The sequence below is a fragment of the Archaeoglobus profundus DSM 5631 genome (assembly GCF_000025285.1).
GTDB lineage: Archaea > Halobacteriota > Archaeoglobi > Archaeoglobales > Archaeoglobaceae > Archaeoglobus_B > Archaeoglobus_B profundus.
In genome coordinates this window covers 1211937-1238709 of record NC_013741.1, presented here as the reverse complement: position 1 = coordinate 1238709, position 26773 = coordinate 1211937, and the positions used below count along the sequence as shown (strand labels likewise).

Genomic DNA, 26773 nt, shown 5'->3' with positions numbered 1-26773 from the left:
AACAACCATGTTATATGATAGTCGAATCTTACCTCTATGAAAGGTTGAACGGAGGAGTTGTTAGATGTAAAACTTGCATGCACTACTGTGTAATAAAGCCTGATAAATGGGGAATTTGTAAGATGAGAAAAAACGAGAACGGAGTTTTGAAGGTTTATAACTACGGGTTGGTTTCATCCATAGCTCTGGATCCAATCGAAAAGAAACCCTTTCACAACTTCAAGCCCGGAAGTAGCGTTCTTTCATTTGGAAGTGTAAGCTGTAATTTCAGATGTAAGCACTGCCAAAATCATACGATTTCAAGAGCAGGCCTTGATTATCCCTATTTAAGAGAATTAAAGCCTGAGGATATTTTGAGACTTGCTGAAAGTTATAATGCCGATGGCATTGCTTGGACATACAATGAACCTTCCATATGGCACGAATTCGCTCTAGATTCGAGTAAGCTCGTTAAAAAGAAAGGATACTATGTCGTTTATGTTACGAACGGATATATTAGCTACGAAGCCATCGATCAGTTTGAAGGAATCTTAGATGCTGCGAATGTCGATGTTAAAGCTTTTACGGAGGATTTCTACAGGAGAATAGTCGGTGCGGGAGCAAAACTTGAGAAGGTTTTGGAGTGTGTAAAGTATCTGCACAAGAAGGGAGTGTTCATAGAGCTGACTTACCTCGTTATACCTGACGAGAATGACAGCGAAGACGAGATCAGAGCGTTCGCTGAATGGGTTGTTGATTTGGATAGAAGGATACCCGTTCACTTCTCAAGATTTCATCCGGATTATCAGATGCTCGACAAACCACCCACTCCGGTTAGAACTCTTGAAAAGGCTGTTGAAATAGCCAAGGAAGTTGGAGTTGAATACGTTTACATAGGCAACGTCTGGGGTCACAGGTACGAAGACACCTACTGCCCGAACTGCGGTGAGCTCCTAATAGATAGGGACGGATTCTACATAGTTGCTATGAACTTGGATGGAGACAGATGTCCGGCTTGTGGTTACAAGCAAAACATAGTACTCTGATGTTTGGAGCAATCATCTGAATCGTGCCTATTTTTCAACGAAACAAATTAAAAAGTCTGGCAGAATTCTCAATGTGAGGGGATTCTTAATTGTTGGAAATAAAGCGGTTACAAAGCCGTTCAGCCTCAAGGATTTGGCAGGCTCTGCGGGTAGAATGGACATAATATGTAGATGCATAGCTCAGGCTCTCTTCATCTCTCACGGAATAAGGAGGGATGTTGAAGTCTACGTTCTCCTTTTGGGCGAGCCCGATCCACCTAAAGCCTTGAAGATAGTTGGAAGTGAAGTAAGGTACATGGCTCCGGATGAGAGAAATATAGGAGGTATAATAAGGAAAGCTCTGAGCTTAAAAGTTGATTATTCTTGGAAGAGAAGCACTCCGGGAGTTTACATTGCCAGAAAAAACCTCATCGATCTTCTTGAGGAACTTAGCAAGAAGTACAACGTAGTTTACTTGAGAGAGGACGGTGTCGACATAAGGGATGTAGCTTGCAGATTGGAGAATCCCCTCTTCGTTTTGGGCGATCACATAGGTTTGAGAGAGGAGGATGAAAAAACTGTTATGAAGTATGCTAAGATTGTTGTTTCGGTTTCTAAGCTATCTCTTCAGGCTGATCAGTGCATAGTCATAGTTCATTACGAACTCGACAGATGTTGATCGATTTTGGCTATCTTCATCACTACAGCCAAAGTTTCAACACCATCCAACCAATTCGCTACTATTCCATCTGGGACGTCGAATTCTGGAAGTTCTTCACCTTTAAGAACTTTCGCACCCATCTTTGCAACCGTTTCGAAGGCTGAGGCAAGATCACCCTTTCTTTCTTTCTCAATAGCTTCCTTCAAGAGTTGCTCAAAATTTTTCTTGCTGAACTTACCTTGGAGGTAGTAGTATGTGGACTGTGCTATGGCTTTTATACTCTCCTTAATAAACTCGTAAATCTCGTTCTTTAGCTCATCTCCAAAATCTACACTCGTCAGAAAGTTCATCTTTGCACTTTCAAGTAGTTCCAAGGCCTTCTTTTTAGTAATCTCTCTGTTCTTAACAGCATCAATGAGCTTCAGACATGCTATTGCGAAATCTTCAACGAAGTGATCGAATACCTCAAAAGACTTAGGATCGTCAGCTCTTACCTCTACCTTTTCTATGATACTTATCCAGTTCTTGAACCTCTCCTGAGTGTAGAACTCCATAACACCCTTTCGCACATCACTACAAAAAAATTTTACTGATGTCAAACTGTATCTTTCACCCAATCTTTACAATCTCCCCAAACTCCTCTTTACTGAGGTGGATAAGCACAAATCTAATCTCTTCCTTCAAATCTACCCTTAAAGTTCTCTCAGTTATGGCACCTACTTTGAAAAAATCTTCAGGCGATTTTAGAGATGCTAAGTTCCATACCTCCAGTCGCTCAGATACCTTATCTGCTCCTCTGTAAGCTTGTCTATTTCTATACCCATGCTTTCGAGCTTTAATCTTGCAACTTTTCTGTCAAGCTCTTCTGGTAACCTGTAGACTTTCTTTTCAAGCTTTTCGTGATTTTCTACGATGTACCTAACTGCTAAAGCCTGATCGGAGAAGCTCATGTCCATAACCTCTATCGGATGCCCATCTCCAACAACCAAGTTTACCAGCCTACCCTCCGCAATTAGATACAGCTTTTTATCTCCAAGATCGTATTCAGTTAGGTAAGGTCTTATCTCCCTCTTTGATTTGCTCATCTCTTCTAAATCTTGTATACAAATCTCTACGTTAAAGTGTCCCGCATTCGCTAAAATAGCTCCGTCTTTCATCAGCTTGAAGTGTTCTCCCCTTATCACGTTTATATTTCCAGTTGCAGTGATGAATATGTCACCGTATTTACACGCTTCCTTCATTGGCATGACTCTAAATCCATCCATTACCGCTTCAAGCGCCCTTATTTCATCAACTTCCGTAACTATAACATTAGCTCCCAAACCCTTGGCCCTCATTGCAATACCTCTACCGCACCATCCATATCCAGCAACAACGACAGTCTTTCCCGCTATTAGGACGTTTGTAGCTCTAAGTATTCCATCCCACGTGGATTGTCCAGTACCGTACCTGTTATCAAACAGGAATTTCGTGTATGCGTCATTCACAGCAATAACTGGAAATCTTAGAACGCCCTCCCTCTCCATAGCTCTAAGCCTTATAACACCGGTAGTAGTTTCTTCACTAGCCCCCAAAACGTTATCAGCCCAGTCAAGCCTCTCCTTATGTAGAAGGAATATCAAATCTGCACCGTCATCCACCACTACATCCGGCTTGAAGTCTATAACCTTGTTCAAAGCCTCGTAATACTCTTCTCTGCTCATCCCCCTTCTCGCAAAGCACTTTATTCCCATATCCCTCAAAGCTTCTGCTACATCATCCTGAGTACTGAGAGGGTTACATCCGGTTATGGCAACTTCAGCGCCACCTTCAATTAGCGTTAAAACTAAAACTGCTGTCTTTGCCTCAACATGAAGAGCCATCCCAATTTTGTAACCTTCGAGAGGTTTCTCTCTTCTGAATTCCTCTCTTATCTTTGCAAGGGTTTTCATGTTCCTTTTAGCCCACTCAATCTTTCTGTAACCGCTCTCAGCATTCATGAACATTAGAATTCAAGCCTGTTAAAGGTTCTTTCGATTGCCAACAGCTTTATTAAACATCGGTACTGGCTTAAGGCGATGCTGGAAGATGTTGAGAAGGTACTCAAAGAAAACGGATTTAGATGTTTCCTTAAAGGAGACGAACTTGTAGTCCCGTTTAAGGTTGATGCTGAGAGTGATATAAAGTTGGTAGAGTTCTTAGCTTACAGGGATGGAAGAACTGTTGGAATTATTTATGATGCTGGAGACGTACTAAATAGGGTAGATCTTCTCAAAGAGATATTGAAGATACCCACGAAGTTCAAAGTATCCGTAGGCTTGGATGATGATAACGATCTTATATTTGAGATATGGAGCACAAGATTGAACAAATCCGTTGAAAGCTTTTTGGGAGCGTTCTTTCTGTTCACAAAATTTGTTGGTTGGCTGAAGAATCAGTTAAAGAGGGAATTCGTTAAGTCTTTCGAATTAGACGAGCAAGAGTGAAAATATTACAGCAAAAACGCCTGTCAAGAATATTCCGTCAAAAGTTCCAGCACCACCGATACTAACAACACCACTTCCTATCTTTTCAATGTCTTTCAAGTGGAGGATATCTGCACCAACCAAAGCAGATAAAACACCGGCGGAAAAAGCAAGCTTTGGAATAATGTATAGGGGGAGATTCATCGATACTATTGTCAGATAACTCATCAAGCTCGACACCATCGGTGGAATAAACATCGGAACGGCTATACCGACATTTGGGATGGGTTTTGCGAACATGTAAATTATGGCCGTGCAGACTATGAAAGTGATAAGAAAAGCTTCTAACGGTATCTCCAAAAGCAACTTTATTGCCAGTGTCGACGGAATTATACAGCCCCCCAAGTTTACGGCTATCACTATGTCCCTTCTCTCAACGACTTGATATATTATGCCAAAGAAACTGTACATTCCTACTACAAACTTCCCCTTCTTCCTGTATAGGGGTATGTTAATGAAACTGCCCAGAACTATTAGCGTGAAGAGAAGCAGAGCTTCTTCATAACTTAATCCGAACGTTATTTGAAAAACTTTCGGTGTTGCTAAGACGAAAAGTAGTGAAAAAGGGAGCAGGACGAAGAGTATGAAGAAGGGTAGAAGTAGGGGAGGGATTATCATCTTCTCCTGTTGATGACTACATAGTCGCTAACAGCCTTAACGTACTCAAAAGGTATGACGTAAAGACCATCCTGCATCTCAAAGTCATCAACCTTTCTCGATGGTTTCACGAGCAAGCTTAGAAGAGTACCAGTTTTGAAATCTACAAGAATGTTGTAGAGCTCTCCTACTATAGTCCCATCGGAGAGTGTAACTGTCTTCTTAGCCAGAGACTTCGCAGTGATCATACTTATCACCAAAAGTCCTTAGGACGGTGAAAATATTTAAGGTTTTTTCAACCTTCTCACAACATTCTCCTTCTTCCTAATAGCCTCCTCAACAGCTTTATCTATCTTCCTCATCATTTCATTCAAGTCTTCTGGAACATCTTCACCAACAACCTTTTTTATTGGTGTATATGCTGACTCCCTAAATCTCGGTTTCAAAGGCTTTTTTACTCCACCCTCTACGATGTATGCACCTTCCCCTTTCTCCACCCACCCAACCTCTTCTATTCTAACACCAACAGATCTAACGACTTTCTTAACATCTTTAGCCGTCTCCTCATCACATATAACCATTAAGGAATCTATCGAAACTCCCATGAAGTCTATCTCAAGCTCTTCTAGCATTTTCAGCACTTTAGGATTGACAATTTTTCTACACTTTTCGTAATCAAAGACAAGAGCTTTTTTCGAAACGTAAGCTATCTCTTCAGCATCACCCCTAATTCCACCATTTGTAACGTCGCTCATGGAATGAATTCTCTCAACCAAACCACTTTCAATGATTGCATTGCAAGCCCTCAAAAAATCGATGTTTATTGTCTCGTCAACAACTTCGTGCATCCCGTAATAGATGGCTGTTGTCGCAATCGTACCACCACCAGCTCCCTCCGTTAGGAGTATGACATCTCCATCTTTAGCGTTCTTTCTTGGTGTAATGCACTTCGAAATCCCAATACATCCAACTGCACCGGTCATCCTTTCCCCTATTACCATATCTCCTCCAATTCTCAGAGTTGAACCACTTACAAGGGGTACATTCATAAGTTCGCAAACTGCCAGAATCCCAGCTATGTGGTCAAAAATCTTTGAAACGTCGCCGTCATCTGCAATGTGAATGTCGGAAAAGACTGCTATCGGCTTGGCTCCCATCACCATTACATCTCTCATACAAGCCCTCGTAACGTGAAACCCGGCTATAAATGGAAACTCGCTTAAACGCGAATGTATACCATCCACGGAAACGGAAATATACAAATCTCCAACCTTCACAACTCCCGCATCGTCCAAATCCGCTGAAGATAGTTCAGCCTTAACAGATTTTGAAATCATCTCACCTATCTTTCTGTGAACGTAGAAATCTCCAATTCCACGAGATCCCACTCCGAACTCACCCATTTTAACTCCTGTCCTGTAATAACTTAAAATTGGCAAAGTCTTGGAGTAAGCGTTCTTAACTTCTAAAATTACAGAATCGGCCCACTTTTCAGCCTTTCCTCTATCGAAGTCCTTTATTTCCATAATCCTTTCGATTAACATCTCCCTAACCTTACTTTCACTAAATCTTTCGAGCAGTTTTCTTGCATAGCCCTCTAAGTCCATATTCGTAAGTCCTCTCAAAGCTTAAGAGTTTAATTGAGTTTGCCCTTGGATTTCTATGACTTTAATCTCTTCCCATGGAATCAATATTTGAGAGAAACCGCATCTTAGTTGTATAAAATTTCGTTTCACTTCCAAAACCTTTCCTAAAAATATATCTACGCCTGTGTAAACTTTGACTAAAGGCAAAGTCTTGGCAAATTCAGTCATTAGCTTGAGCCTAAGGTTATCCAATGTCCAACGGGTTTCTTGCACTGTTATCCAACAAGTTAATAACATTGGAATGGCAATCATTAGTGTTGATAGATAGCTCATATAGCTCGTTCTGTCATTAGGATTGATAACGATTAAACTCCACCCAATTGAAAAAAATCAACAAAACAAAAACGAGCATTAACCATATCGTAATGCCAAGCATATGGGAGTAATACTTCTGTGAAGAACTTAGTGTTTTCTTTAATGCATCTAAATCTTTGCTCTTAGAGGTTTTCCGTCTGATCAGTGCCCATATTATGACGCAAATAATTAAAGGTACCGAGAAGAATCCAATAGGGATTGCTATAAAGGGTCTTAGATATTCAAATCTGAACAACACGTTGATAATATATAAACTTAATAAAGGATATATAATACTACTGCTAATAAGAGAGGAGAAATTTATTAGGAGATTTATATCACTGAAAAGCTCTCTTTCAAATTCGATATATTCTTTGCAAAGAACGAATATCCACCGCTCACGATGAAATTTTGTAAGGAGACGTTTCTGATGAATAAATCGTGATCCACCGATTATTACAGATACGATAAAGGATATGAAAGATAGTATTCCGTAAATTAGGGTCTGATACTGGTGGACACATTGAAGTATCTGGTCTATGTCCACAGTCTCACTCCCCACTTACCAAAGACAGCCCAACGACTATTAAAACAGCTCCGATCACAACCTTTGGACTTATGTTTTCACCCAAGAGTAATGCCGAGAAAATCACTGTAAAAAGCGGATAGATTGAAGTTATAGGAACAACTTTTGAAGCCTGTGAAAGCTTCAAAGCTTGGAAGTAAATTACCATAGCTACACCGCTTGCTATTATTCCAGCTATTAGAAGGTATGTAACGCTCTTGATTGTCAGCTTTGCGGAAGAGTAATCCTTTGCAACGAACGTCACAGCCGCTAGGAATACCAATGCTCCACTCACTCTTATCAAATTAGCCAAGTAGGGAGAAACTCCCGTGCTAACGACGTATTTGTCGAAGAGCGGTGCAATTCCCCAGAGTAGAGCCGAAATTAGAGCTAGAATTTCACCCTTCATGCAACCTCCTCCTGAATTCGTACATTATTATCGCTCCAGCTACCGACAAGTTTAAGCTGTTGATCTTCCCATAGCCTTCAATCTTTGCTATAAAGTCGCACTGTTTCTTGACAGGCTTTGAAAGACCTTTATCCTCTCCACCGACAACTATGGCTAGAGGTGGTGACAGATCAACGTTTCTCAAGGGTTCTCCATCTAAGTCAGCACCAACTACCGTAATTCCGAATTTTTTAAGCTTTTTGAGTATGTTTGCCAAGTTTTCTACTCTGGCAATATCCAAATGGAAGACGGCGCCAGCTGAAACCTTTGCAACGGTCTCGTTAACTTGAACACATCTCCTTTTTGGAATAACAACGCCCGCACAACCGAAAAATTCAGCTGATCTCATTATAGCTCCCATATTCTGAGGATCTTCAACTGAGTCTAGGAATAGAATGAACGAACCCTCTCTAATGCATTTATCTATAATTGTGTCTACCTCCTTGTACTCTATTGGTGATATTTCGGCCATTACCCCCCTTGCTTCCTTTGGAAGTTGAGGTGTGTACACCACTGGAATCTTTTTCTTCTTGGCAAGAGCTACAATCTCTTTTATCCTAGGATTTGTGGCATCCTTGAGTACGAAAATCTTGTTAACCTTTCCGGACTTTAGAGCTTCCATGACGCCGTTTATTCCCATAACCTTCATCCTTCAAAGGTTGTAAATTCGGTATTAAGACTTGTCCATCAACGTTTTTATCTATCAAACGAACTTTAGATATGCAGTGGATTAGAATACTCGAATTTCTCTGGAAGAGAGGAGAGAGTGAATTGAAAGAGATTGCAAAAAATATCAGAGTTCCCGAAGTTGTTGTCAAGCTGGAAGTTGAAAGGATGAAGGAGAAAGGTTTCGTTAACGTTGACAACGAAAAGGTTAAAATTAGCGAAAAGGGATTGAAAGAGTTGCAGAAGTATGTTAAAAGAATTTGAAGAGAGAGGAGAGAAAGTATTCCTCATAAGGAACCTGATTGAGGTTAGAATTCCGAAGAAGACTTACGATAAGCTCATAAAGAGGTATTCGAAAGAATACATCATATCGTTCGCTGAAGAGAAGACTGTTCTCAACTATATAACTAAGAGGCCTCTCTACTTCATAACTAGAGAGAGCGGAATTCCCCTCTTGGGTTACAATGCCTTCGGCCTGATAGATAGAGGAACGAATCTCATACAAGTTAGACCGATAACCGGATGCAATTTCAACTGCATATTCTGCAGCGTAGATGAGGGGAGATTCAGCAAAACGAGGCTTGTCGATTACATCGTCGATCCAGATTACCTACTTGAGGAATTTAGAAAGGTTGCAGAGTTTAAAGGAAAGGGTGTTGAAGCACACATAGACGGACAGGGAGAGCCCACACTCTATCCCTACTTGGTTGATTTCGTCAGAGGTTTGAAAGAAGTTAGAGAAGTTGAGATAGTTTCTATGCAAACGAACGGCGTTCTGCTGAGCGAGAAGATCGTAGATGACCTTGAAGGCTACATGGACAGGATAAACCTGTCTATCAGTGCTTTAACTCAGGATGTTGCGAACAAGCTTTACGGAGTGAGATATCCACTGAAGATGGTTTTGAGCATAGCGGAATACATAGCGAACAGCAAGATAGATTTGCACATTGCTCCAGTCTGGCTTCCCGGTTACAATGACGATGAAATACCAAAGATAATTGAGTGGGCTTTGGAAATAGGTGCTGGTAAGAGGTTTCCGCCCCTAGGCATTCAAAAATACATACCCCACAGGCACGGCAGGAAGCCGAAGGTTAAAGTTATGACTTTCAAAGAGTTCTACGACAAACTTAGAGAGCTTGAAAAGGAATACGGTGTTAAGCTCGTCCTAAGTCCAGAGGACTTTGGAATTGAGAAGAGACCGAGAATGCCTCAACCTATAAGGAAAGGAGAAATTTACAACGCTCAGATAGTCTTACCGGGAAGGATGAAGGGTGAAAGGCTGTGTATAGTTAAGGATAGACTGGTTTCCGTTTTGACGGATAGAGAAGTTGGAGAGTTCGTAAAGATTAGAATCACGAGGGAGAAGGACGGGATATTTGCCGGGGTCGTGATTTAATCTTGTAATCTGTTAGCTACTCACTACAAGTTTGTTGAAATCAACTCATTCTATCTCAGAAGTCAGAAAGCCGATACGAGATCTAAAAGATAGCAAGACCTAAATGCCTAACAACCAAAATTGAAGCGTATGGCTGAAGTGCTCATCAGAGATATAGCTGAAGAACTCAAAGACGCTTATTTGGATTATGCAATGAGTGTAATCGTTGGAAGAGCTTTGCCAGATGTTAGAGATGGATTGAAGCCGGTGCAGAGGAGAATATTGTACGCGATGTATGAGATGGGTTTGACGCACGATAAACCGCATGTCAAATGTGCGAGGGTTGTGGGTCACGTTCTGGGTCATTACCACCCGCATGGAGATGCTCCTGTGTATGAAGCTCTTGTTAGGATGGCTCAGGATTTCAGCATGAGATACCCGTTAATAGACGGACAAGGTAACTTCGGGAGTATTGACGGAGATGAACCAGCTGCTATGAGATATACCGAATGTAGACTCACGGAGATAGCGGAAAAAATGCTTGAGGATATAGACAAGAATACGGTCGATTTCCAGCCCAACTTCGACGCTTCAAAGCAGGAACCTGTTGTTTTGCCAGCTAAGATACCAAACCTCCTGATAAACGGTTGCACTGGCATAGCGGTGGGTATGATGACTAATATTCCCCCTCACAACATCAGAGAAGTTTGCGACGGCATTATAGCTTATATAAAAAATCCGAATATAAGTATTGAGGAGCTCATGAATTTCATAAAGGGTCCAGACTTCCCGACTGGCGGAGTTATTGTGGGAAGGGATGGAATAATCGAGGCTTACAGGACTGGAAAAGGAAAGATAATTCTTAGAGGTAAAGTTGATGTTGAGGAAGACAAGATAATCATAAGAGAGATACCTTACATGGTAAACAAGGCTAAGCTCGTTGAGAAGATTGCAGATCTAATAAAGAAGGATAAACTTCTGGCCAAAACTGTAAGGGATGAGTCGGATAGAGAAGGAATAAGGGTAGTTATCGAGCTCAAAGAAGATCCTTACTCCGCTCTGAAGAAGCTATACGATCACACTCCCTTAAAGGTAACTTTCAATGTTGTAATGCTCGCTCTCGTTAACAACGAGCCGAAGCTTTTGAACTTGAAGGAACTCATAGCCCATTACGTCAATCATAGAAGGGAGGTCGTTAGGAGAAAAGCTGAATATGAGCTCAAGAAAGCTGAAGAAAGAAATCATATTGTAGAAGGGCTTATAAGGGCAATAGAGAAGCTTGATGAGGTCATTAATCTGATAAAACAGTCCGATTCTACTAAGAATGCCAAGGAGGGATTGATGAAGCTTTTGAGAATTACGGAGAAACAGGCTGAAGCGATATTACAGTTGAGGTTGCAGATGCTTACCAGATTGGAATATGAGAGTCTTATGAAGGAATTTAACGAGCTAAAGGGAAGAATTGACGAGCTTAAGAGTATTTTGGCAGATCCAAAGAGAGTTGACGAAATAATCGTGGAGGAGCTGAGAGAAGTTAAGAGAAAGTTTGGAGACAATAGAAGAACAGAAATAATCGATAAAGAGATTTTAAAGGAGGTAGTTGAGGAGTTCGGCGTTGCGGTCACATTAGATGGTCAGATAAAGAGATTTGAGATTGGCAAGGCTTTGAGGTCTAATCCAAAGATTCTACTTCGAGCTATGAGCAATCTGGACATACTACTGTTTTCGAGCGATAAAGCTTACTCGATCCATGCCAGGGATATTCCCCTTGACTTTACTCCACTTTCCAAGTTCATATCTGCAGAAAAAGTAGAAACGGGGGTTGTTGCGAAGGGAGATGTAGTTATCTTGAGTAAAGATGGAAACATAAAGAAAGTCAGACTGGAAGAATTTGCAAATGCAAAGAGAGCAGGTATAATAGCTGGTGAGAATATAGGATTTGCAAGGCTTTACGAGGATGGAGACGTAATCATCGCCACTAAAAACGGTTACATTGTGAGATTTAGATCAAGCGAGATACCAGAATACGGAAGAAGTGCGAAGGGTGTTAAGGCTATAACGCTTAGAGAAGGTGACGAGATAGCTTGGATGTCTATCGGAAAAGGAGATTACGTTCTAATCCTGACGAGAGATGGATATGCAAAGAAAGTACCTATAGATGAGTTCAGATTAACAAATAGAGGTGCAATGGGTGTGAGAGGTGTTAGAGGAGAGATAGCAGTTGCGGAGATAGTTAGTGAGGAAGAGTACTACGCCTACACTTCTGAGGGTAACGCAGTAAGGATAAACGTAAAGAGAATTCCGAAGGGAGATAGATACAAGAAAGGTAAGAAGATAGTGGATAACTTTGCCACTATTGTAATCTGAGTTCAAGCAGGTAGTAGTACTTCCTTCCGAGGTACTTCCGTGCGAATGAGCTTTCGAGCATTCTTTTTATTTCAAAACCCCTTTCTAGACAAACATCAACGAGATCACTCTCAACTGGCAACCATGCCGTTATCCTGCTCTTTCCCCTTACTTTAGCAAACTCGATAATGTGATCTACTATCGTTCTTCCTATTTCATAGCAGTCTAGTCTCGGATGAACTCCCATGAATCTGATGTAAACTTCGTCCCTTTTCGGTTTCTTATCAAAGAAGCTCATCAAAAGTCTGGCTTTAATTCCCTTCGAAATTCCAAGAATTAGGAAGGGTTTTGTAGGTAGCTTTCGTTTGATTTCACTTGTCTTAAGCTCCGCAAATCCTAGTAATCTCTTCTCACCCTTTACAACCATTATACCATCGTAATCCTCTAAAGAGTTGTAATAGCTTTCAAGTATCTCTCTTCCGATGTACTCATCTCCAAATATCAATTTCAACTCCTCACAGCACTCGAAGAGGAGCTTAACGAATTCCCTCACCTCATCCTTTTCAAGAGTTTTCACGAGCATACTCCTCAATCCTTTCCATAGCAACCTTCAGATTTTCCATCGATATTGCGAAGGATATTCTAACGTAGTTTTCATTTCCACTTCCAAAAGCCTTCCCCGGTGTTACGCAAACGCCTTTGCTCATCAATAATTTTTCGCAAAACTCATCGCAATCCTTACCGACATTTGGGAATATGTAGAATGCCCCTTCCGGCTTAACAACATCAAATACTTTTTTCAGCTTTGAATATACAAAATCCCTGCGCCTTCTAAACTCTTCAACCATCTTCCTCGTAAGTTTTTCAGCCTCACCACTGCTTAAGATATCAGCTACAGCTTTCTGTGCAAAGGCTGGAGCACACACTCCGTTCACTTGATGAACTTTAAGCATCTCATCCAGCAAATCCTTCTCAGCTATTACAAACCCAATACGCCATCCCGTCATAGCCAAAGACTTGGAGAAACCGTTTACAACCACCACATTCTCTTCTCCAGCCAAGCTTATGGGTTTTTTGTCATAATAGATTTGGTCGTATATCTCATCGCTAACAACTATCGTACCGTAGTCTCTTGCAATTTCCACAACACCTTTGATTGTTTTCTCATCTAAAACAACACCTGTAGGATTGTTTGGGTAGTTGAGGAATATGACTGAGATGTTTTTGCTCATGACTTCGTTGAGCTTGTCCAAGTCGAGCTCAAATGTTGGATGTGTTAAAATTTCTAAAACTCTAGCCTTACAGAGCTTTGCATACGTGAAATAGCTTAGGAAGTTTGGTGAAGGTATTACAACATCGCTACCTTCCTCGATGAAAGCTAAACTTGCATTCAGAAGAGCTTCGCTACCACCTGTCGTAACCATGACGTTATCTTTCTCCACTCCGTACCTCTCAGCTATTGCAACTCTAAGCTCTTCGATGCCGAAGTTGGATGTGTAATGTGTGTAGCCCTTTTTCATGTACTCGTAAGCCTTTTCAATGATTTCTAAGGGAGTGTCAAAATCCGGCTCTCCTATCGAGAGATTTATTATTTTCTTACCCTCTTTCTTAGCTTTCTCGACTATCTCAAACATCCTTCGAATCAGAGAAGTCGATATACCCTTAACTCTGCTTGCGATCATTGAAACCGTTACGGCAATAAGTTAGATAATAAATTTACCAATCGAATCCTTCCTTCATCCACCTAGCGAAATCTTTCGCATGGTATGTGATTATCAAATCTGCTCCGGCCCTCTTTATGCTCGTTAAAATCTCGTAAACTATATCCTTCTCATCAAGCCAGCCTTGAATAGCTGAGGCCTTAACCATCGAATATTCTCCACTTACGTTGTATGCACACGTTGGAACTCTAAATGTCTCCTTAACTCTCCTAACTATGTCCAAGTACGCCAGAGCGGGTTTGACCATTACTATATCTGCTCCCTCTTTCAAATCAAGTTCTACTTCTCTTAAAGCTTCATCACCGTTGTGTATATCCGCCTGATAACTCCTTCTATCTCCGAACTTGTAGCCGCTATCCGCAGCCTCTCTGAATGGCCCGTAGAAGCTCGATGCGTATTTGGCTGAGTAGCTCATTATCGCAACATCGGTAAAGCCTTCATCATCCAAGGCGCTCCTTATGGCTTTAACCATTCCATCCATCATGCCAGATGGAGCAACAATATCGGCACCGGCTTCAGCATGACTTACTGCTATCTTTCCGAGTATTGGCAGTGTTTCATCGTTCATAATCTTCCCGTCTTTAACTATCCCGCAGTGCCCGTGTGTAGTGTATTCGCATAGGCAGACGTCTGTTACTATGACAACATCAGGAAACTCCTTTCTCACAAGTCTGACAGCTTTTTGAATGACACCATTTTTGTCAAAGGCTGAAGAACCTATTTCGTCTTTGTACGACGGAATTCCAAAGAATATGAACGAATTTAAACCCAAATCTAAACACTTTTCAACTTCTTCAACTACCCCCTCAACTGGGATTCTGTAGTATCCGGGCATCGAACGAATTTCCAAAGGTTTTGAGATGGTTTCGTCAACAAATATCGGGACGATGAGATCGTCTAATTCAACTTTAGCCTCTCTCACAAGTCTTCTTAATCTCTCTTGCCTTAACCTCCTCATTCTCACTGTCGGAAACAAACCCATCACCTCCATCGACGAACATAGATTCGATAATAGGGAGGATATTGAGGTTAGAATTGCTTTTGGCGAGTTCTTTGAGTTTTAGGGTAGGGTAGCTGAGGAATTTTTTGATTAGGGAGTTAGCGAAGGACTCGAGGATCTGGATAGCGGAGTCATCTATATTGTATTTGGCTTTTAGCTTGTTGAAGGCCTCGATAATCTCTTCTCTTTTCACGGCTTCAGCCCTCTTGTACATAGCTCTGATAGCCCTTTTAGCTCTGAGAGCTTTCAAGCTCTCCTCGAGGAGTTTTAACTCCTCGTCAATTATTTTTTCAGCCTTTTCAATCTCTTTTAATCTCTTTCTCAAATTCTCCTCACTCAACCTCCTTAAATCGTCTATCGTGTACAGCCTTACCCCTTCAACCTTGCAGACATCTTCATCCACATTTCTTGGAAGGGCAATATCCAAGAAGACCTTTCCGGGTTTGGCCATGTCTCTGGTAATTATTGGATGGGTTGCTGAAGTTGCTGTAATTATTATGTCGCAGAGATCGATATATTTCTCAATTTCATCGAATCTGACCGCTTTGGCACCAACCTCTTTAGCTAAATTCAAACCTCTCTCAAAAGTTCTGTTAGCTATGTACAGGTCAACTTTTCCAGAGAGATGCCTTGCCACTGCACTTCCCATCTCTCCAGCTCCTATCAGAAGTACTTTCTTTCCATTTAATCCAACTTCCCTATCTAACAGCTCTACTCCGGTCGAAGCAATTGATACCGATCCCTTGTTTATCCTTGTAAGCCTTCTAACCTTCGTTCCGACGTGAATAGCCTTTCTGAACACGAGATCGAGGATTTCACCAATTCCGCCACACTTCTTGCAGATGTTGTAAAAGTACTTAACCTGACCCAAAATCTGGTCCTCTCCAACTATCATCGATTCCAAGCCGGACGCAACTCTAAGAATGTGATTCAAACAATCCCTACCAACGTAAATGTCAAGAATTCTTTTAGGAACTCCCATCTCCTTCGCAAATTCGTAAAGAAAATTTACGGTATCCTTACCAACAACGTAAACCTCCACCCTGTTACACGTGAAAAGTAAAGCACATTCATCTATATTCGGATTGGACAAAACCCTCGAAATTATTTCACAACAGTCCCCATGCCACGCCTTCTCTATATCCCTTATATCCGCCTTCTTATGCGAAATCACTAGGCTCGTTATTTCCATAGCCCTCACCTGATCTCGATACCGTTTAATGTTTTCTATTTTATCGACAATGTTTTAAAACTGAAGGTTTAAAGTGTGATGCCGGGATTGCAGAGTGGTACTGCGCGGGCCTGGAGAGCCCGTGCCCTTCGGGGCTCCGGGGTTCGAATCCCCGTCCCGGCGTTCGTGATGATTGGAGGGGTCTCTGAATTGTGATGAAAAGCCGCCAACCTGATCACTTCTTTCTCTTGTTAGGACAGATGAGCGAAAAGAAGCAATACCTGCACTCCCAGTCGTATCTAGGTGCAGTTTTGTCAACGATCAGCTTAACTATTTCATCTTCCTCTATGTCTTCCTCAACAACATACTCCGTAATCCTGTCTGGGGTTACATAAACGAGGACTGTCTTCTCCAGATCGAATAGCCAGTTGTAAATCCTAGCCTGAAGAACGTGATGATCGTAGGGAATTTCAAAATCTGCTCGAGAAGTCTTTATCTCTATTCCTACCTTACCCAACTTTGCATCAATCCGTCCAACTATCTTGTACTCTCCTATTGACTTTTCACCTTTAACCTCCACCTCAGCATTCAGTTCATTCGATAAAATCTGCTCCAATCCCAGATGGACGAGCGATCCCAATATCGTTGCGGGCGTGTATGCCGAAGCTTTGTATAAGTCTGGAAATTTTTCTTCAAACTCCCTTTTAAGCGGACATCTTATCAAATCGGTTACCTCAATTGCTCCCTCTTCCTTAAGTCTCTTATGCTTCTCCAGCTCTCTTAAGCGCCAATCCACTACGACTTCTATAATCATAGAGCAAGTTCAATCAAAAATTTTAAAGCTTTGTTCACGTTCTCAGTTGAATGATAAATGTAAGCTATTTGACGAGTTATTTGACTTGTCCTAGGCTCTGCTATTTTAGAATGAGATTCGGAACAGAGTTGAACGAAATGAACGCTGCCAGAGAAATTTATCTGAGTTTGAGAAAGGGATACGATGTAGAATGGGCTGAGAACAGATTTCTCGAACTCGGTGGAGATAAAGATGTTTTTGAGAAAGCGAAGTCGAATTTCAAATTCCTAAGTGAGCTAGAAGTTTTAAAACCAGTCGATTGGGAGGTTAAACTTGAATCCGAGAAGTATAGGCTTAAAGGTATACTCGACGAGCTTGTAGAATTCCGATCTAATTTCCATCCACTTATTCTGTCTTTGAAAAGTCCTCAAAAGGATATTAGGTTTAAGGATAGGATAAAGGTGTCTGCCTTCTGCATGCTTTTGAAAGAGAGGGATGTCAATTGCGATTACGGATTCGTCTATTACTGCTATGATGGAGTTCTTAGAAGGGTTGATGTGGGGAGGAAGGAGAGGTACTACACCTTAAAGCTTGTCGAAAAGGTTGAAAGAATTAAGAACGGTTTCATGCCGGAGAAGGGCAAGAATGCAAGATGTGAATTCTGCAATTATAAAGATGTTTGCCAGTCTAAACTTTCCACATTTCAAGAAAAGTTTGGAAAGCGATTTATGCTGTAAGATTGAAAAGCCTTTATGGAAGAGATAGAGTTTGAATGTCCAGTTTGTGATGACGGAAAGAAGCACAAGGCTGAGGTTTTGAAGAGGGAGAGGGGAAAACTCGAAAGAGATGAAATGAAGCTCATCAAAGGTAACGTTGAGGTCATGATCGTAAGATGTAAGGATTGTAAGAGAATTGGTAAGATAATCAGGCATTTAGATTACAACTTTGAGATATACGACTTCCCATCGGACGACGAATCTATAGAGAAGCTTGAGAAGTTGGCGAGTCAGTGAAATCTAAACCAGATATAGGCAATTGCTACAGCTAAGCAGAGCAAGACCAAAGCCGGTGCTGTATATTTCATATCACTTTCATTGTTGAACAAGCTCGCAAGATCGTCAACAACACTTCCTTCCAGCACGACACCGATCTCCCTGTTCCTGTTAAAACCGTATTCGTCGAAATTCGCTGATGTAACTATCGCCTTGTCATCGACAATTACCAACTTCCCGTGAACTCTCTTGTCAACCTTAACATTCAGTTTTAAGCCGTTTCTACTTCCAAAATCTTTAAGAAATTCTGCACAGTCCTCATCTGCCGTTATTATCTTGATTTCGCAACTTTTATTCCTTAGAATGTCCAGCAATTTTGTACCTTTGAAGTGTATGTACGGCGCCATTATGTAAAGTCTACTCTTTGCATTAGTCATCTCCTCAAATATCGGGTTGTAATCTGGCAAGACAAATACTGTAACGTTTCCCTCAAAGCTGTAAACTTTCCCTCTCCCTCCAAAAGACTTGAACGCTTTTAGTTCTCCAACGCTCCCGTGATCGCTGGCATAAATCTTATCATGCTCAAGTACATCTTTGAGGAACTTCGAAATCTTTTGGCTTTTGAAGTGAATTATGAATCCCAAGTTATCCCACTTCCAGTTTTCTGTTGTCACTACAACTTCATTGCCGTTCAATCCGAACTTCCAGTGGAAGAACCTGTAAGATTGCGATTTCAAAAAATAAGTTTCGCGATTTCTCGTAAGCTCTATTTCGTTGACGGGAACTCCTCCTATAGGATTTGCATCGAGGTACAGAGTGTAATTGCCTCTAACGTATCTGTCAGTTGTAAAGATGTAGGATACGATAGTATCTGCTTCAAACACGAAATTTGAAGGAGTTACTATAATCTCTCCGCTCACATGGTCTCTTACTGGCTCGAAGTCTGTCCAGCCTTCGTATCTGAATTTCCAGCCATTCTCCCTATAATATATCAATCCCTTATCCGAATTCCTGTAGCTGAACTCGTCAACAAGCACACCATTTTCGTAGAGCAGTAACCTTTCTCCGCTGTTCGCGAGTGCAAACCTTCCTCTGAATTCTGTATCTGGCTCAAATCCAAACTCCTTCGCAAATGCTGAAAGGTTCTTTGTAACGTAGTGAATGCCAGTATTCAACGTTACATTTCCTTCTTCATCGCTTAAAATACAGGTTGTGTTGCATCTCACCTTTACATACTCCGCCTGCGGATTGTAGGGATTTGGGCAGACCTCAAGTATCTCCGCATTTACTGGAAACAGCAGTAGAAATAAAATTAGAATCCATATCATCTAAACACCCAATCTTCTCTTTAACTCTCCGAGCGTCGAAAAGAGTTCTGCAACTACGTTGTGAGGGTGTATGCTTTCTTCATTCTCCTGCCTCAGATAAACGAGCGTACTGTCAGGTAGATCTCCAAATCTTTCAACGATACCTTTAGCCATAGCCCTAACACAATCCTCAACAAACCTTGGGTTTTCGTGCATCCTTCTTACAACTTCCACTTCATCCTCTCTCTTTAAAAGCTCATAAACTTCTGAACTCATTGCTCTCTTTGCGATTTCTATCAGCTCTTCAATCCTCACTGGCTTATCTTTTACCTCTACCCTTATAATGGCCCTTCCTCTCTGGTTGTGTGTTGGTAGAGGCAATTTCTTAATGAGTTTATCATTTCCAAACTCATCGATTAGTTTTGCTCTCATCATCTCCTGAGCGCAGGGACAAGCTGTTGCACCAACTACCTCAACACCAACGAAAACCCTTCTCTTACCTTCTTTACTCATCAAAACTTCACAGCTTATGTTTACGACTTCATCCGTTCTCAGCTTCGTTATAGGAGTTCTCTTTCTAACTATCAGTTCGGAGTTCATAGTTACCTCTGCTATCTCTGCATACTCGTGTTTATTCAAGACTTCTTCAGCCAAACTTATACACAGCGCCTCTATTCCCTTAACAGGTTTCTCTGTAGCTTTTTCAAGCGTAGTGTATATTGCTTCTAAGTTTCTGCTTAAGTTGGCACCCTTTAAGCTTGGTGGGAGATCAATAAATATATCAAACGTCGATATCAAAACGATGGGCCTTTTTTTCCCAACATCAACCTCCACAAGCTTTTTTACACCTCTAACGCCCACCCTATTTATCCTTATAGGGATATCGGGTTTTAAGAGCTGGATGTCTGGAAGCACGATTCCAAAACTTCCTCATCTTTAAAGGCTTTTTCGCAAACTTGAATAACCATATGCATTGGTTGAAGTATGCTTGGAATGCAACCAGCCATAGATCAGAAACCAAGAGAGGCGTTCGAATTCGCTAAGGAGCACGGATTTGATCATATAGAAATTTTAATGGATCATCCCTTGTATTCTATTGAAAATCTCAATCCAGCAGAAGTTTTGGAGATGAAGGAGTGCTACGATCTCGAAATTCTCTTGCACGCTCCTGCCACCTCCACAAACTTCCTTTCAATAAGCGATATGATGAGAAAGGCCAGCTACGAAGAGCTATGCAGAACAATCAGATTTGCTGAGAAATGCGATGCTAAATTAATAACGTTTCACATAGGGTGGAACCCGGGGTTTATAACGGCAAAGGGCTTCGTTTTTCCAAAAGAACTTTACAGAGATCACAACTACCGAGTACTTACGAATGAGATGTACGAATTTTTGAAGAAAATTGATGCCGAATTTTTAGCTTTGGAGAACACTATCCCTCTTGATGATAATCTAAGCTTGGCTATAGAGTTCCTGATAGAGAATACTGATGTAAGCCTAACCTTTGACATAGGACACTATTTCTGCAAGGGAGGACACGACGTCTTCCTAAAGCACTTTGAAAGGGTTAGGAATGTTCACCTTCACGATAACGACTTGAAGAACGATTTGCATCTGGCCTTGGGTGAAGGTAAGGTAGATTTAAGCATTATACCAAAGAACTACAAGGGTTATATGACGATAGAGTGTAGGGATGTCGAAGCAATAATCAAATCTAAGGAGTTCATCGAGAGGTGGAGATGATGAGAGGATTCTTCATAGGTCGGTTTCAGCCATACCATCTCGGTCATCATGAAATAGTCAGGGAGATCATTAACGAGGTTGACGAGCTTATAATAGGTATTGGAAGTGCTCAGGAAAGCCATACACTTGAAAACCCTTTCACTGCTGGGGAAAGGATACTGATGGTTTCGAAGGCTTTAGATGAGATAGATCCCGAGCTGAGGAAGAGAGTTTACATAATCCCCCTTGAAGACATATACAGAAATGCCCTTTGGGTGTCTCACGTAGTTTCAATGGTACCTCCCTTTGATGTAGTCTTCTCGAACAATCCCCTAGTTGTGAGACTCTTCAAGGAGGCTGGATTTGAAGTTAGAAAGACAAAACTGTACAACAGAGAGTTCCTCCAAGGTAGGGAGATTAGAAAGATGATGATTGAGGGGGATTCTTGGGAGAAGTACGTTCCTAAGTCTGTTGCTAAGGTTATAAAGGAAGTGGGCGGTGTAGAGAGAATTAGAGAGATTGCGAAAAATGATAGAATCGCTGAGCGTTGAATGGAAGGTTTTTGTGAATGTCTACATCGAGAATGGGAAGGTATTCAAGGTCGAATTTTCAAAAAACCCGGTTGAAGAGAAATTTGTATCTACCACAGCGAAAATGTTGAAAAAAGATCTTGAAAAATACTTTAGTGGGAGGAGGGTTGATTTTCGTAAATACGATGTAGATCTCAGGGTTTCTTCATTTGTTAAATCCGTTCTGGAAATCGTTAAGAATATTCCATATGGAAAGGTCGTAACGTACGGTTACCTTGCAAGAATTTTGAAAACTTCTCCAAGGGCTATTGGAATCGCTTTAAAGTTAAACCCAGTCCCAGTAATAATTCCCTGCCATCGTGTGGTAGCTAAAGATGGTTTGGGTGGGTTTAGTGCTGGAGTTTGGATAAAGAGAGAACTCTTGAAGCTTGAGGGGGCAACGTTTTTATCTCAACAACTTTAGTGTCCGCATGGTTGATGAAACTGTCATATCAAAGGCTATAATCGAAAGCTACTTCGAGAGGCTTAAAAGGTGTTTGAATGTCGATGTTATAGTTGTTGGAGCTGGTCCAAGTGGCTTAACTGCCTCATACTACCTATCAGAATCGGGTTTTAACGTCTGTTTGATTGAAAAGAGATTAAGCTTGGGAGGAGGAATTTGGGGCGGTGGCATGTTCTTCAACAAGATAGTCGTTCAGAGTCAGGCTCTCCCGATACTTGACGAGTTTGGAATTGGCTACGAAAGATACGATGAGGAGCATTACGTTTTGGATGCAATCGAACTTGCGGGTTCTCTGATAAGGGAGGTTGCGAAGAGAGTGGAAGTTCTAAACGGTGTGTGTGTTGAGGATGTTGTTGTCAGAGATGGTGTTGAGGGTGTCGTCGTGAACTGGAGTGCAACTTTCATGAGCGGTCTTCACGTCGATCCTCTCGTTTTGAGAAGTAAAGTCGTTGTCGACGCTACTGGACATGATGCCGTTGTGTGTAGAATTACAGCGAAGAAAACGAAGGCTTTTGAAGTTAAGGGAGAGGGAGGTATGTACGCCGATTTAGCTGAGAAGCTTGTTGTTGAAAAGACTGGAGAGGTCTATCCAAATTTGTACGCCACTGGAATGGCTGTAGCAAGCGTTTACGGTTTGCCAAGAATGGGTCCGATATTCGGTGGTATGCTATTGAGCGGAAAGAAAGTTGCAGAACTTATAGCAGATAAACTAAGATCGTAGGAACTATCAACGATCCCATGCAGTTCACCCTTCTAACCCTGAACACTACAGCTAGGAACCCTATTAGAGTTGCCAAAGCAAATATCATCAGACCGTATCCACCTGTGAGAGCGTAAACTACAATCGTGTTGAATACGAAAACGATTAGAGAAAGTTTTGAAGGCTTTATTTTCTCGGAAAACTTTCCAAAGGCTATTGCAAAAGCGATAGTTAGAAGTGTAGCTATTAACGATGCAATTAGACCAATGTACAGTATTTTTAAGGGATCGAGGCTTGGAAAAAGCATTTTGAAGGCCGATACCGCTCCACTTCTAACTTTTCCGCTTGAGAAAAAGACTGCAAAGCATAGAATAGAGTTGGAAGTGTTTGCAGAACTTATTGCTGATACAATCCTTTGATTGTCTCTGAGATGGTTTGAGGAGAGGAGCGTTGCTACTCCAGAGCTTATGCTCGGGAATAGAGAAACAAATGAACCGGCTAGTACTCCCGATGCAACATCCTTAAGGGAGGGATTGTGAAAGTCTATCTTCTGTCTATCAACTTTTCCTGCGCTGAATATGGAGGTTAATAGGATTGGGGATGCAAAGAGGCCCGTTAGCAGAGGTAGAAGTAAGTTTGAATTACCAAAGCAGAGGAAACCTAATAATCCTGACAGTACAAACACGGCCAGAGCCTGTAAAGATTTCTTAAGCCTACTCTCCAAAAATTCTCTCTCGCTCCCAATTAAATAGGCTGAAACTGCAATAAGAACGAAAGGAACTATCGGACTTAAGTCTAATTTCAAGCTTAGGTAGATTGCAAATACGGGAATGGAAAGTAAAAATCCGCCCAAACTTGAGAAAGCTGAGTTTATACAAGCTGAAATTCCTTTTCCATCCAAAACGAGTTCGTGCATTGGTAGGACTCCTACAGCGGTATCTTCATCTGGAACGCCTAAGAAGACCGTTGGAATTATATCAAGGAATGTGTGAACTATTGCATTTACGAAGATTACAATTGCAAGTTCTTCCCTGTTGAAGTATCTGGAGAGCATTGAAGCTAAAGATAAGATTAGCATGGCCGATGTGTTGCTGTGAATGCCCGGAGTTAAACCTGTCAAAATTCCGAGAATTACACCGAGTGCAATGGCTTCGAGCACGTCAGTCGTGAACGAAAGCTTATATATAACCTTTGACTAATATCGATCAGAATGCAGATGGCCATAGTCGAGAGCGTGCTCAGGATACTGTCCAAGGCTGGATATACAGTTACAGACTTGGTGGAGACTAAGCCGAGATGCTTCGATATAGTCGCAAGAAAGGGGGATATAATTCTTCTTCTGAAGATACTCTACAATATCGACTCTCTAAAGCCCGAAATGGCCAGAGAGATGAAGATAGTCGCCAAACTCCTTAAAGCGAGTCCAATCGTTGTAGGTGAAAAGTACAAGAGCGATTACCTTGAAAGGGGTGTTGTTTACAACAGACACGGCTTGCCCGTTGTAAACACAGCGACATTCTACGACTTCGTAGTTGAGGGAATCTATCCTTTGGTTTACTCAGCCCCGGGTGGATTTTTTGTAAAAATAGATGGTGAGAAGCTTAGAGAAATGAGAGAAAGATTGGGTCTGTCGATTGGAGAACTCGCAAACATCTTGGGTGTTTCGAGAAGGACTGTTAAGAAGTATGAGGAAGATGTTGATGCTAGTATTGAGACTGCTCTAAAGCTTGAAGAGGTCTTGGGTGTTGAAATCATAAAGGCTATAGACCTCTTGAACTTCGTTCAAGATGAGAGCGTAGATCTGAAGTGCGATTTCGCTGGAAAGGAGGGTGAGATTGTTAAACAACTCGAATGCATAGGTGTAAAGGTTTATCCGATAAAACACGCCCCGTTTGATATAGTTTCTCAGGCTGAGGAGGAGAACATATTGACTGGAGTCAGGCAAGTTAAAGAGATAGATAAGAGGGCTACGATACTCGGCAGAATATCAAAGGTTCTATCGACAAAAGCCGTATACATTGTGGATAGAAAAGTTAAGGTAGATGTGAACAGCGTCGCCTTTGTAATGAAGGATGAGCTTCAGTGCCTAAGTTCTCCAAAAGATTTCATAAGCTTACTGAAGGAGAAAATCGAAGATTGAATTTTGTACTTAATTCAAAATTAATTTAAACGAATCCATAATAACCATCATATCATTCAAAAATTTTATATAGACCTACTGACCTAGTGATTTTGGGTGATGTAACATGGCGACGTTGCAGGGAGTACCTGTGTTGATATTAAAGGAAGGGACACAGAGAACGACCGGTAGGGATGCATTGAGGATGAACATAACAGCTGCAAAGGTAATAGCTGAGGCTGTAAGAACTACATTGGGCCCAAGAGGTATGGATAAAATGCTCGTGGATAGCTTGGGTGATATAACTATAACTAACGACGGTGTTACAATCCTCAAAGAAATGGACGTAGAACACCCAGCCGCTAAAATGATCGTAGAAGTGGCTAAGACTCAGGAGAACGAGGTTGGAGACGGCACGACTACGGCTGTAGTACTGGCAGGAGAGTTGTTGAAGAAGGCTGAGGAATTGCTCGACCAGGACGTCCACCCAACCATAATCGCTAAAGGTTATAGACTAGCTTGCGATAAGGTTCTTCAGATACTCGATGAGATCGCAATAAATGTCGATCCTAACGATGATGAGACTTTGAGAAAGATAGCTGCAACGGCGATAACTGGTAAGCATGCAGAGTACGCGATAGAGCACCTCTCGAGGATAGTGGTTGAAGCTGTGAAGAAGGTTACGGAGAAGGTCGGTGATTCCTACAAGGTCTACGACGATGACATAAAGATCGAGAAGAAGCACGGTGGTGCAATTGAAGAGACTCTACTCGTAGACGGTGTAGTGCTAGACAAGGAAGTAGTACACCCGGCAATGCCTAAGAGGATAAAGAACGCAAAAATTGCCGTTCTGAAGGCTGCATTGGAGGTTAAGGAGACTGAGACCGATGCTGAGATAAACATCACGGATCCGGAGATGTTGCAGAAGTTCATCGAGCAGGAGGAGAAGATGATCAAGGAAATGGTTGATAGAATAGTGCAGGCTGGAGCGAAAGTAGTGTTCTGTCAGAAGGGTATCGATGACCTGGCTCAGTACTACTTGGCTAAGGCAGGCGTATTGGCTGTAAGGAGAGTCAAGCAGAGTGACATAGAAAAGCTGGCTAAGGCTACCGGTGCAAGGATAATAACTGACTTGAGAGACATCAAGCCAGAGGACTTAGGAGAGGCGGAGTTGGTAGAGGAGAGGAAGGTTGGCGAAGACAAGATGGTATTCGTCACAGGATGCAAGAACCCGAGAGCTGTAACAATCCTCGTCAGAGGTGGTACCGAGCACATCGTCGACGAAGTCGAAAGGAGTCTTACAGATGCTATTAAGGTCACCAAGGCTGTCATTGAGGACGGAAAGGTAGTGGCGGGAGGAGGGGCGCCGGAGATTGAGCTGAGCTTAAGGATCAGGGAGTGGGCACCGAGCCTAGGAGGCAGGGAGCAGCTAGCTGCGGAAGCGTTTGCACAGGCGTTGGAGATAATACCGAGGACATTGGCTGAGAACGCTGGACTTGATCCAATAGACATACTTGTAGAATTGAGAAAGGCTCACGAAGAGGGCAAGGTAACCTACGGAGTAGACGTATTCGAGGGCAAGGTAACTTGCATGAAGGAAAAGGGTGTCCTAGAACCTCTCAGAGTCAAGAAACAGGCAATAACTAGCGCTACAGAAGTAGCAATCATGATACTAAGAATCGACGATGTCATCGCCGCTAAGGGTCTAGAGAAGGAAAAGGGAGAAACCGAGACCGGAGGAAAGGAGGAAGAGGAGAGCGAGAGCGACTAACAAGTCAAGTGAATAGCCAAAGCTACTTTTTTTCCTTCTTCTAATAATTTGTTGTAAGTTTCTACAGCTTTTCTCGATTCTTCACATACGACCTCTATACCTTCACTCCTAAGCCTCTCTATGACATCTCTATCAACCTTAACAACGCCGTAGTAACCGGTTCCTATCACGACAATCTCAGGCTTTAGCCTAAGTATATCTTCGATATCTTCAATTTGTACTCTATGGCCCTCCTTCCTCCACCACTTCTTTACAAAGTCTCCATAAACTATTACATCGTGCCTAAATTCCTGACCATCAAGCTTTATGTAGCCGAAACTGTAGTGCTCAACTCTCATA

At 41.8% G+C, this 26773-nt stretch carries 30 protein-coding genes and 1 tRNA gene; 15 read left to right on the top strand and 16 right to left on the bottom strand.

Annotation, left to right across the window (positions count from 1 at the left end):
• Positions 1–14: 14 nt before the first annotated feature.
• Together amrS and trmY are read left to right on the top strand one after the other, a co-directional pair.
• Positions 15–1025, top strand: a complete 1011-nt coding sequence (gene amrS / locus ARCPR_RS07270) for an AmmeMemoRadiSam system radical SAM enzyme (protein WP_012940834.1) — start codon at positions 15–17, stop codon at positions 1023–1025.
• Positions 1026–1098: 73 nt separating this feature from the next.
• Positions 1099–1683 (top strand): tRNA (pseudouridine(54)-N(1))-methyltransferase TrmY, encoded by a 585-nt coding sequence (gene trmY, locus ARCPR_RS07265; RefSeq protein ID WP_012940833.1) that lies wholly within the window; start codon positions 1099–1101, stop codon positions 1681–1683.
• Here the strand turns inward: trmY and ARCPR_RS07260 are convergent.
• Positions 1662–2219, bottom strand: coding sequence for a DUF2150 family protein (locus tag ARCPR_RS07260; RefSeq protein WP_012940832.1), 558 nt, complete (start codon positions 2217–2219; stop codon positions 1662–1664). The two genes, trmY and ARCPR_RS07260, sit on opposite strands and share 22 nt — an antisense overlap.
• A 198-nt stretch (positions 2220–2417) precedes the next feature.
• Positions 2418–3650: an adenosylhomocysteinase gene (locus tag ARCPR_RS07255; RefSeq protein WP_012940831.1), complete on the bottom strand. Its 1233-nt coding sequence runs from the start codon at positions 3648–3650 to the stop codon at positions 2418–2420.
• A gap of 72 nt (positions 3651–3722) precedes the next feature.
• Between ARCPR_RS07255 and ARCPR_RS07250 the strand changes: the two genes are divergently transcribed.
• Positions 3723–4130 (top strand): hypothetical protein, encoded by a 408-nt coding sequence (locus tag ARCPR_RS07250; protein ID WP_012940830.1) that lies wholly within the window; start codon positions 3723–3725, stop codon positions 4128–4130.
• Here ARCPR_RS07250 and ARCPR_RS07245 read toward each other — a convergent pair.
• The 5 genes from ARCPR_RS07245 to rlmB all read right to left on the bottom strand — a co-directional run bounded on the left by ARCPR_RS07245 (position 4113) and on the right by rlmB (position 8368).
• Positions 4113–4787: a DUF1614 domain-containing protein gene (locus ARCPR_RS07245; RefSeq protein WP_012940829.1), complete on the bottom strand. Its 675-nt coding sequence runs from the start codon at positions 4785–4787 to the stop codon at positions 4113–4115. The genes ARCPR_RS07250 and ARCPR_RS07245 overlap by 18 nt on opposite strands.
• Positions 4784–5014, bottom strand: coding sequence for a PRC-barrel domain-containing protein (locus tag ARCPR_RS07240; RefSeq protein ID WP_012940828.1), 231 nt, complete (start codon positions 5012–5014; stop codon positions 4784–4786). The genes ARCPR_RS07245 and ARCPR_RS07240 overlap by 4 nt, the downstream gene beginning before the upstream one ends.
• 36 nt (positions 5015–5050) lie before the next feature.
• Complete coding sequence (locus ARCPR_RS07235; protein ID WP_012940827.1) at positions 5051–6373, bottom strand: AIR synthase-related protein; 1323 nt, start codon at positions 6371–6373, stop codon at positions 5051–5053.
• 884 nt (positions 6374–7257) lie between these two features.
• A complete protein-coding gene (locus ARCPR_RS07220) occupies positions 7258–7680 on the bottom strand; it encodes an EamA family transporter (RefSeq protein WP_012940824.1) in 423 nt (140 codons plus the stop codon).
• Entirely contained in the window at positions 7670–8368 is a 699-nt protein-coding gene (gene rlmB, locus ARCPR_RS07215) for a 23S rRNA (guanosine(2251)-2'-O)-methyltransferase RlmB (protein ID WP_012940823.1), read from the bottom strand. Before rlmB ends, ARCPR_RS07220 begins: the two co-directional genes overlap by 11 nt.
• A gap of 71 nt (positions 8369–8439) precedes the next feature.
• Here rlmB and ARCPR_RS07210 point away from each other — a divergent pair, with 71 nt between their 5' ends.
• The 3 genes from ARCPR_RS07210 (at position 8440) to ARCPR_RS07200 (ending at position 12127) form a co-directional block, all read left to right on the top strand.
• Positions 8440–8649 (top strand): hypothetical protein, encoded by a 210-nt coding sequence (locus ARCPR_RS07210; RefSeq protein ID WP_012940822.1) that lies wholly within the window; start codon positions 8440–8442, stop codon positions 8647–8649.
• On the top strand, positions 8633–9781 hold the full coding sequence (locus ARCPR_RS07205; RefSeq protein WP_012940821.1) for a radical SAM protein: 1149 nt from the start codon (positions 8633–8635) through the stop codon (positions 9779–9781). Before ARCPR_RS07210 ends, ARCPR_RS07205 begins: the two co-directional genes overlap by 17 nt.
• A 129-nt stretch (positions 9782–9910) precedes the next feature.
• A complete protein-coding gene (locus tag ARCPR_RS07200) occupies positions 9911–12127 on the top strand; it encodes a DNA gyrase/topoisomerase IV subunit A (protein WP_012940820.1) in 2217 nt (738 codons plus the stop codon).
• Here the strand turns inward: ARCPR_RS07200 and ARCPR_RS07195 are convergent.
• From ARCPR_RS07195 to hemA, 4 genes are read right to left on the bottom strand one after another with little or no spacing between them, the layout of a single operon-like run.
• A complete protein-coding gene (locus tag ARCPR_RS07195) occupies positions 12114–12689 on the bottom strand; it encodes a GNAT family N-acetyltransferase (protein ID WP_012940819.1) in 576 nt (191 codons plus the stop codon). The two genes, ARCPR_RS07200 and ARCPR_RS07195, sit on opposite strands and share 14 nt — an antisense overlap.
• A complete protein-coding gene (locus ARCPR_RS07190; RefSeq protein WP_012940818.1) occupies positions 12670–13788 on the bottom strand; it encodes a pyridoxal phosphate-dependent aminotransferase in 1119 nt (372 codons plus the stop codon). Before ARCPR_RS07190 ends, ARCPR_RS07195 begins: the two co-directional genes overlap by 20 nt.
• Positions 13789–13822: 34 nt before the next feature.
• Positions 13823–14809: a porphobilinogen synthase gene (gene hemB, locus ARCPR_RS07185; protein WP_048084543.1), complete on the bottom strand. Its 987-nt coding sequence runs from the start codon at positions 14807–14809 to the stop codon at positions 13823–13825.
• Positions 14736–16019, bottom strand: a complete 1284-nt coding sequence (gene hemA, locus ARCPR_RS07180; RefSeq protein ID WP_012940816.1) for a glutamyl-tRNA reductase — start codon at positions 16017–16019, stop codon at positions 14736–14738. Before hemA ends, hemB begins: the two co-directional genes overlap by 74 nt.
• Positions 16020–16099: 80 nt before the next feature.
• On the opposite strand from hemA, the gene ARCPR_RS07175 reads away from it, so the two are divergent.
• A tRNA-Ser gene (locus ARCPR_RS07175) sits at positions 16100–16181 on the top strand.
• A 52-nt stretch (positions 16182–16233) separates the two neighbouring features.
• Here ARCPR_RS07175 and ARCPR_RS07170 read toward each other — a convergent pair.
• Positions 16234–16812: a PD-(D/E)XK nuclease family protein gene (locus tag ARCPR_RS07170; protein ID WP_012940815.1), complete on the bottom strand. Its 579-nt coding sequence runs from the start codon at positions 16810–16812 to the stop codon at positions 16234–16236.
• Positions 16813–16862: 50 nt separating this feature from the next.
• Between ARCPR_RS07170 and cas4 the strand changes: the two genes are divergently transcribed.
• Both cas4 and ARCPR_RS07160 read left to right on the top strand, forming a co-directional pair.
• Positions 16863–17528, top strand: a complete 666-nt coding sequence (gene cas4, locus ARCPR_RS07165) for a CRISPR-associated protein Cas4 (protein ID WP_012940814.1) — start codon at positions 16863–16865, stop codon at positions 17526–17528.
• Between the two features lie 15 nt (positions 17529–17543).
• A complete protein-coding gene (locus ARCPR_RS07160; protein WP_012940813.1) occupies positions 17544–17804 on the top strand; it encodes a hypothetical protein in 261 nt (86 codons plus the stop codon).
• Here ARCPR_RS07160 and ARCPR_RS07155 read toward each other — a convergent pair.
• Both ARCPR_RS07155 and mptA read right to left on the bottom strand, forming a co-directional pair.
• Positions 17798–19111: a phospholipase D-like domain-containing protein gene (locus tag ARCPR_RS07155; RefSeq protein WP_012940812.1), complete on the bottom strand. Its 1314-nt coding sequence runs from the start codon at positions 19109–19111 to the stop codon at positions 17798–17800. The genes ARCPR_RS07160 and ARCPR_RS07155 overlap by 7 nt on opposite strands.
• The gene (gene mptA / locus ARCPR_RS07150) at positions 19112–20005 is read right to left on the bottom strand and encodes a GTP cyclohydrolase MptA (RefSeq protein WP_012940811.1); all 894 of its coding nucleotides are present in this window, start codon (positions 20003–20005) and stop codon (positions 19112–19114) included.
• A 69-nt stretch (positions 20006–20074) separates the two neighbouring features.
• Between mptA and ARCPR_RS07145 the strand changes: the two genes are divergently transcribed.
• From ARCPR_RS07145 to ARCPR_RS07130, 4 genes are read left to right on the top strand one after another with little or no spacing between them, the layout of a single operon-like run.
• Positions 20075–20833 (top strand): sugar phosphate isomerase/epimerase family protein, encoded by a 759-nt coding sequence (locus ARCPR_RS07145; protein WP_012940810.1) that lies wholly within the window; start codon positions 20075–20077, stop codon positions 20831–20833.
• Positions 20833–21363 (top strand): nicotinamide-nucleotide adenylyltransferase, encoded by a 531-nt coding sequence (locus ARCPR_RS07140; protein WP_012940809.1) that lies wholly within the window; start codon positions 20833–20835, stop codon positions 21361–21363. The genes ARCPR_RS07145 and ARCPR_RS07140 overlap by 1 nt, the downstream gene beginning before the upstream one ends.
• Positions 21341–21805 carry a methylated-DNA--[protein]-cysteine S-methyltransferase gene (locus tag ARCPR_RS07135; protein ID WP_012940808.1) on the top strand — a complete coding sequence of 155 codons (465 nt, stop codon included), beginning with the start codon at positions 21341–21343 and terminating at the stop codon, positions 21803–21805. The genes ARCPR_RS07140 and ARCPR_RS07135 overlap by 23 nt, the downstream gene beginning before the upstream one ends.
• 7 nt (positions 21806–21812) lie before the next feature.
• Positions 21813–22565, top strand: a complete 753-nt coding sequence (locus ARCPR_RS07130; RefSeq protein WP_012940807.1) for a sulfide-dependent adenosine diphosphate thiazole synthase — start codon at positions 21813–21815, stop codon at positions 22563–22565.
• Here the strand turns inward: ARCPR_RS07130 and ARCPR_RS07125 are convergent.
• Positions 22540–23703 (bottom strand): tripartite tricarboxylate transporter permease, encoded by a 1164-nt coding sequence (locus ARCPR_RS07125; RefSeq protein WP_012940806.1) that lies wholly within the window; start codon positions 23701–23703, stop codon positions 22540–22542. The genes ARCPR_RS07130 and ARCPR_RS07125 overlap by 26 nt on opposite strands.
• Positions 23704–23754: 51 nt before the next feature.
• Between ARCPR_RS07125 and ARCPR_RS07120 the strand changes: the two genes are divergently transcribed.
• Both ARCPR_RS07120 and thsA read left to right on the top strand, forming a co-directional pair.
• Positions 23755–24684, top strand: coding sequence for a transcriptional regulator (locus ARCPR_RS07120; RefSeq protein ID WP_012940805.1), 930 nt, complete (start codon positions 23755–23757; stop codon positions 24682–24684).
• A gap of 106 nt (positions 24685–24790) precedes the next feature.
• Positions 24791–26434 (top strand): thermosome subunit alpha, encoded by a 1644-nt coding sequence (gene thsA / locus ARCPR_RS07115; protein ID WP_012940804.1) that lies wholly within the window; start codon positions 24791–24793, stop codon positions 26432–26434.
• On the opposite strand, the gene ARCPR_RS07110 is transcribed toward thsA, so the two are convergent.
• The gene (locus ARCPR_RS07110; RefSeq protein WP_012940803.1) at positions 26431–26772 is read right to left on the bottom strand and encodes an Mth938-like domain-containing protein; all 342 of its coding nucleotides are present in this window, start codon (positions 26770–26772) and stop codon (positions 26431–26433) included. The genes thsA and ARCPR_RS07110 overlap by 4 nt on opposite strands.
• Between the last annotated feature and the right edge of the window lies 1 nt (position 26773).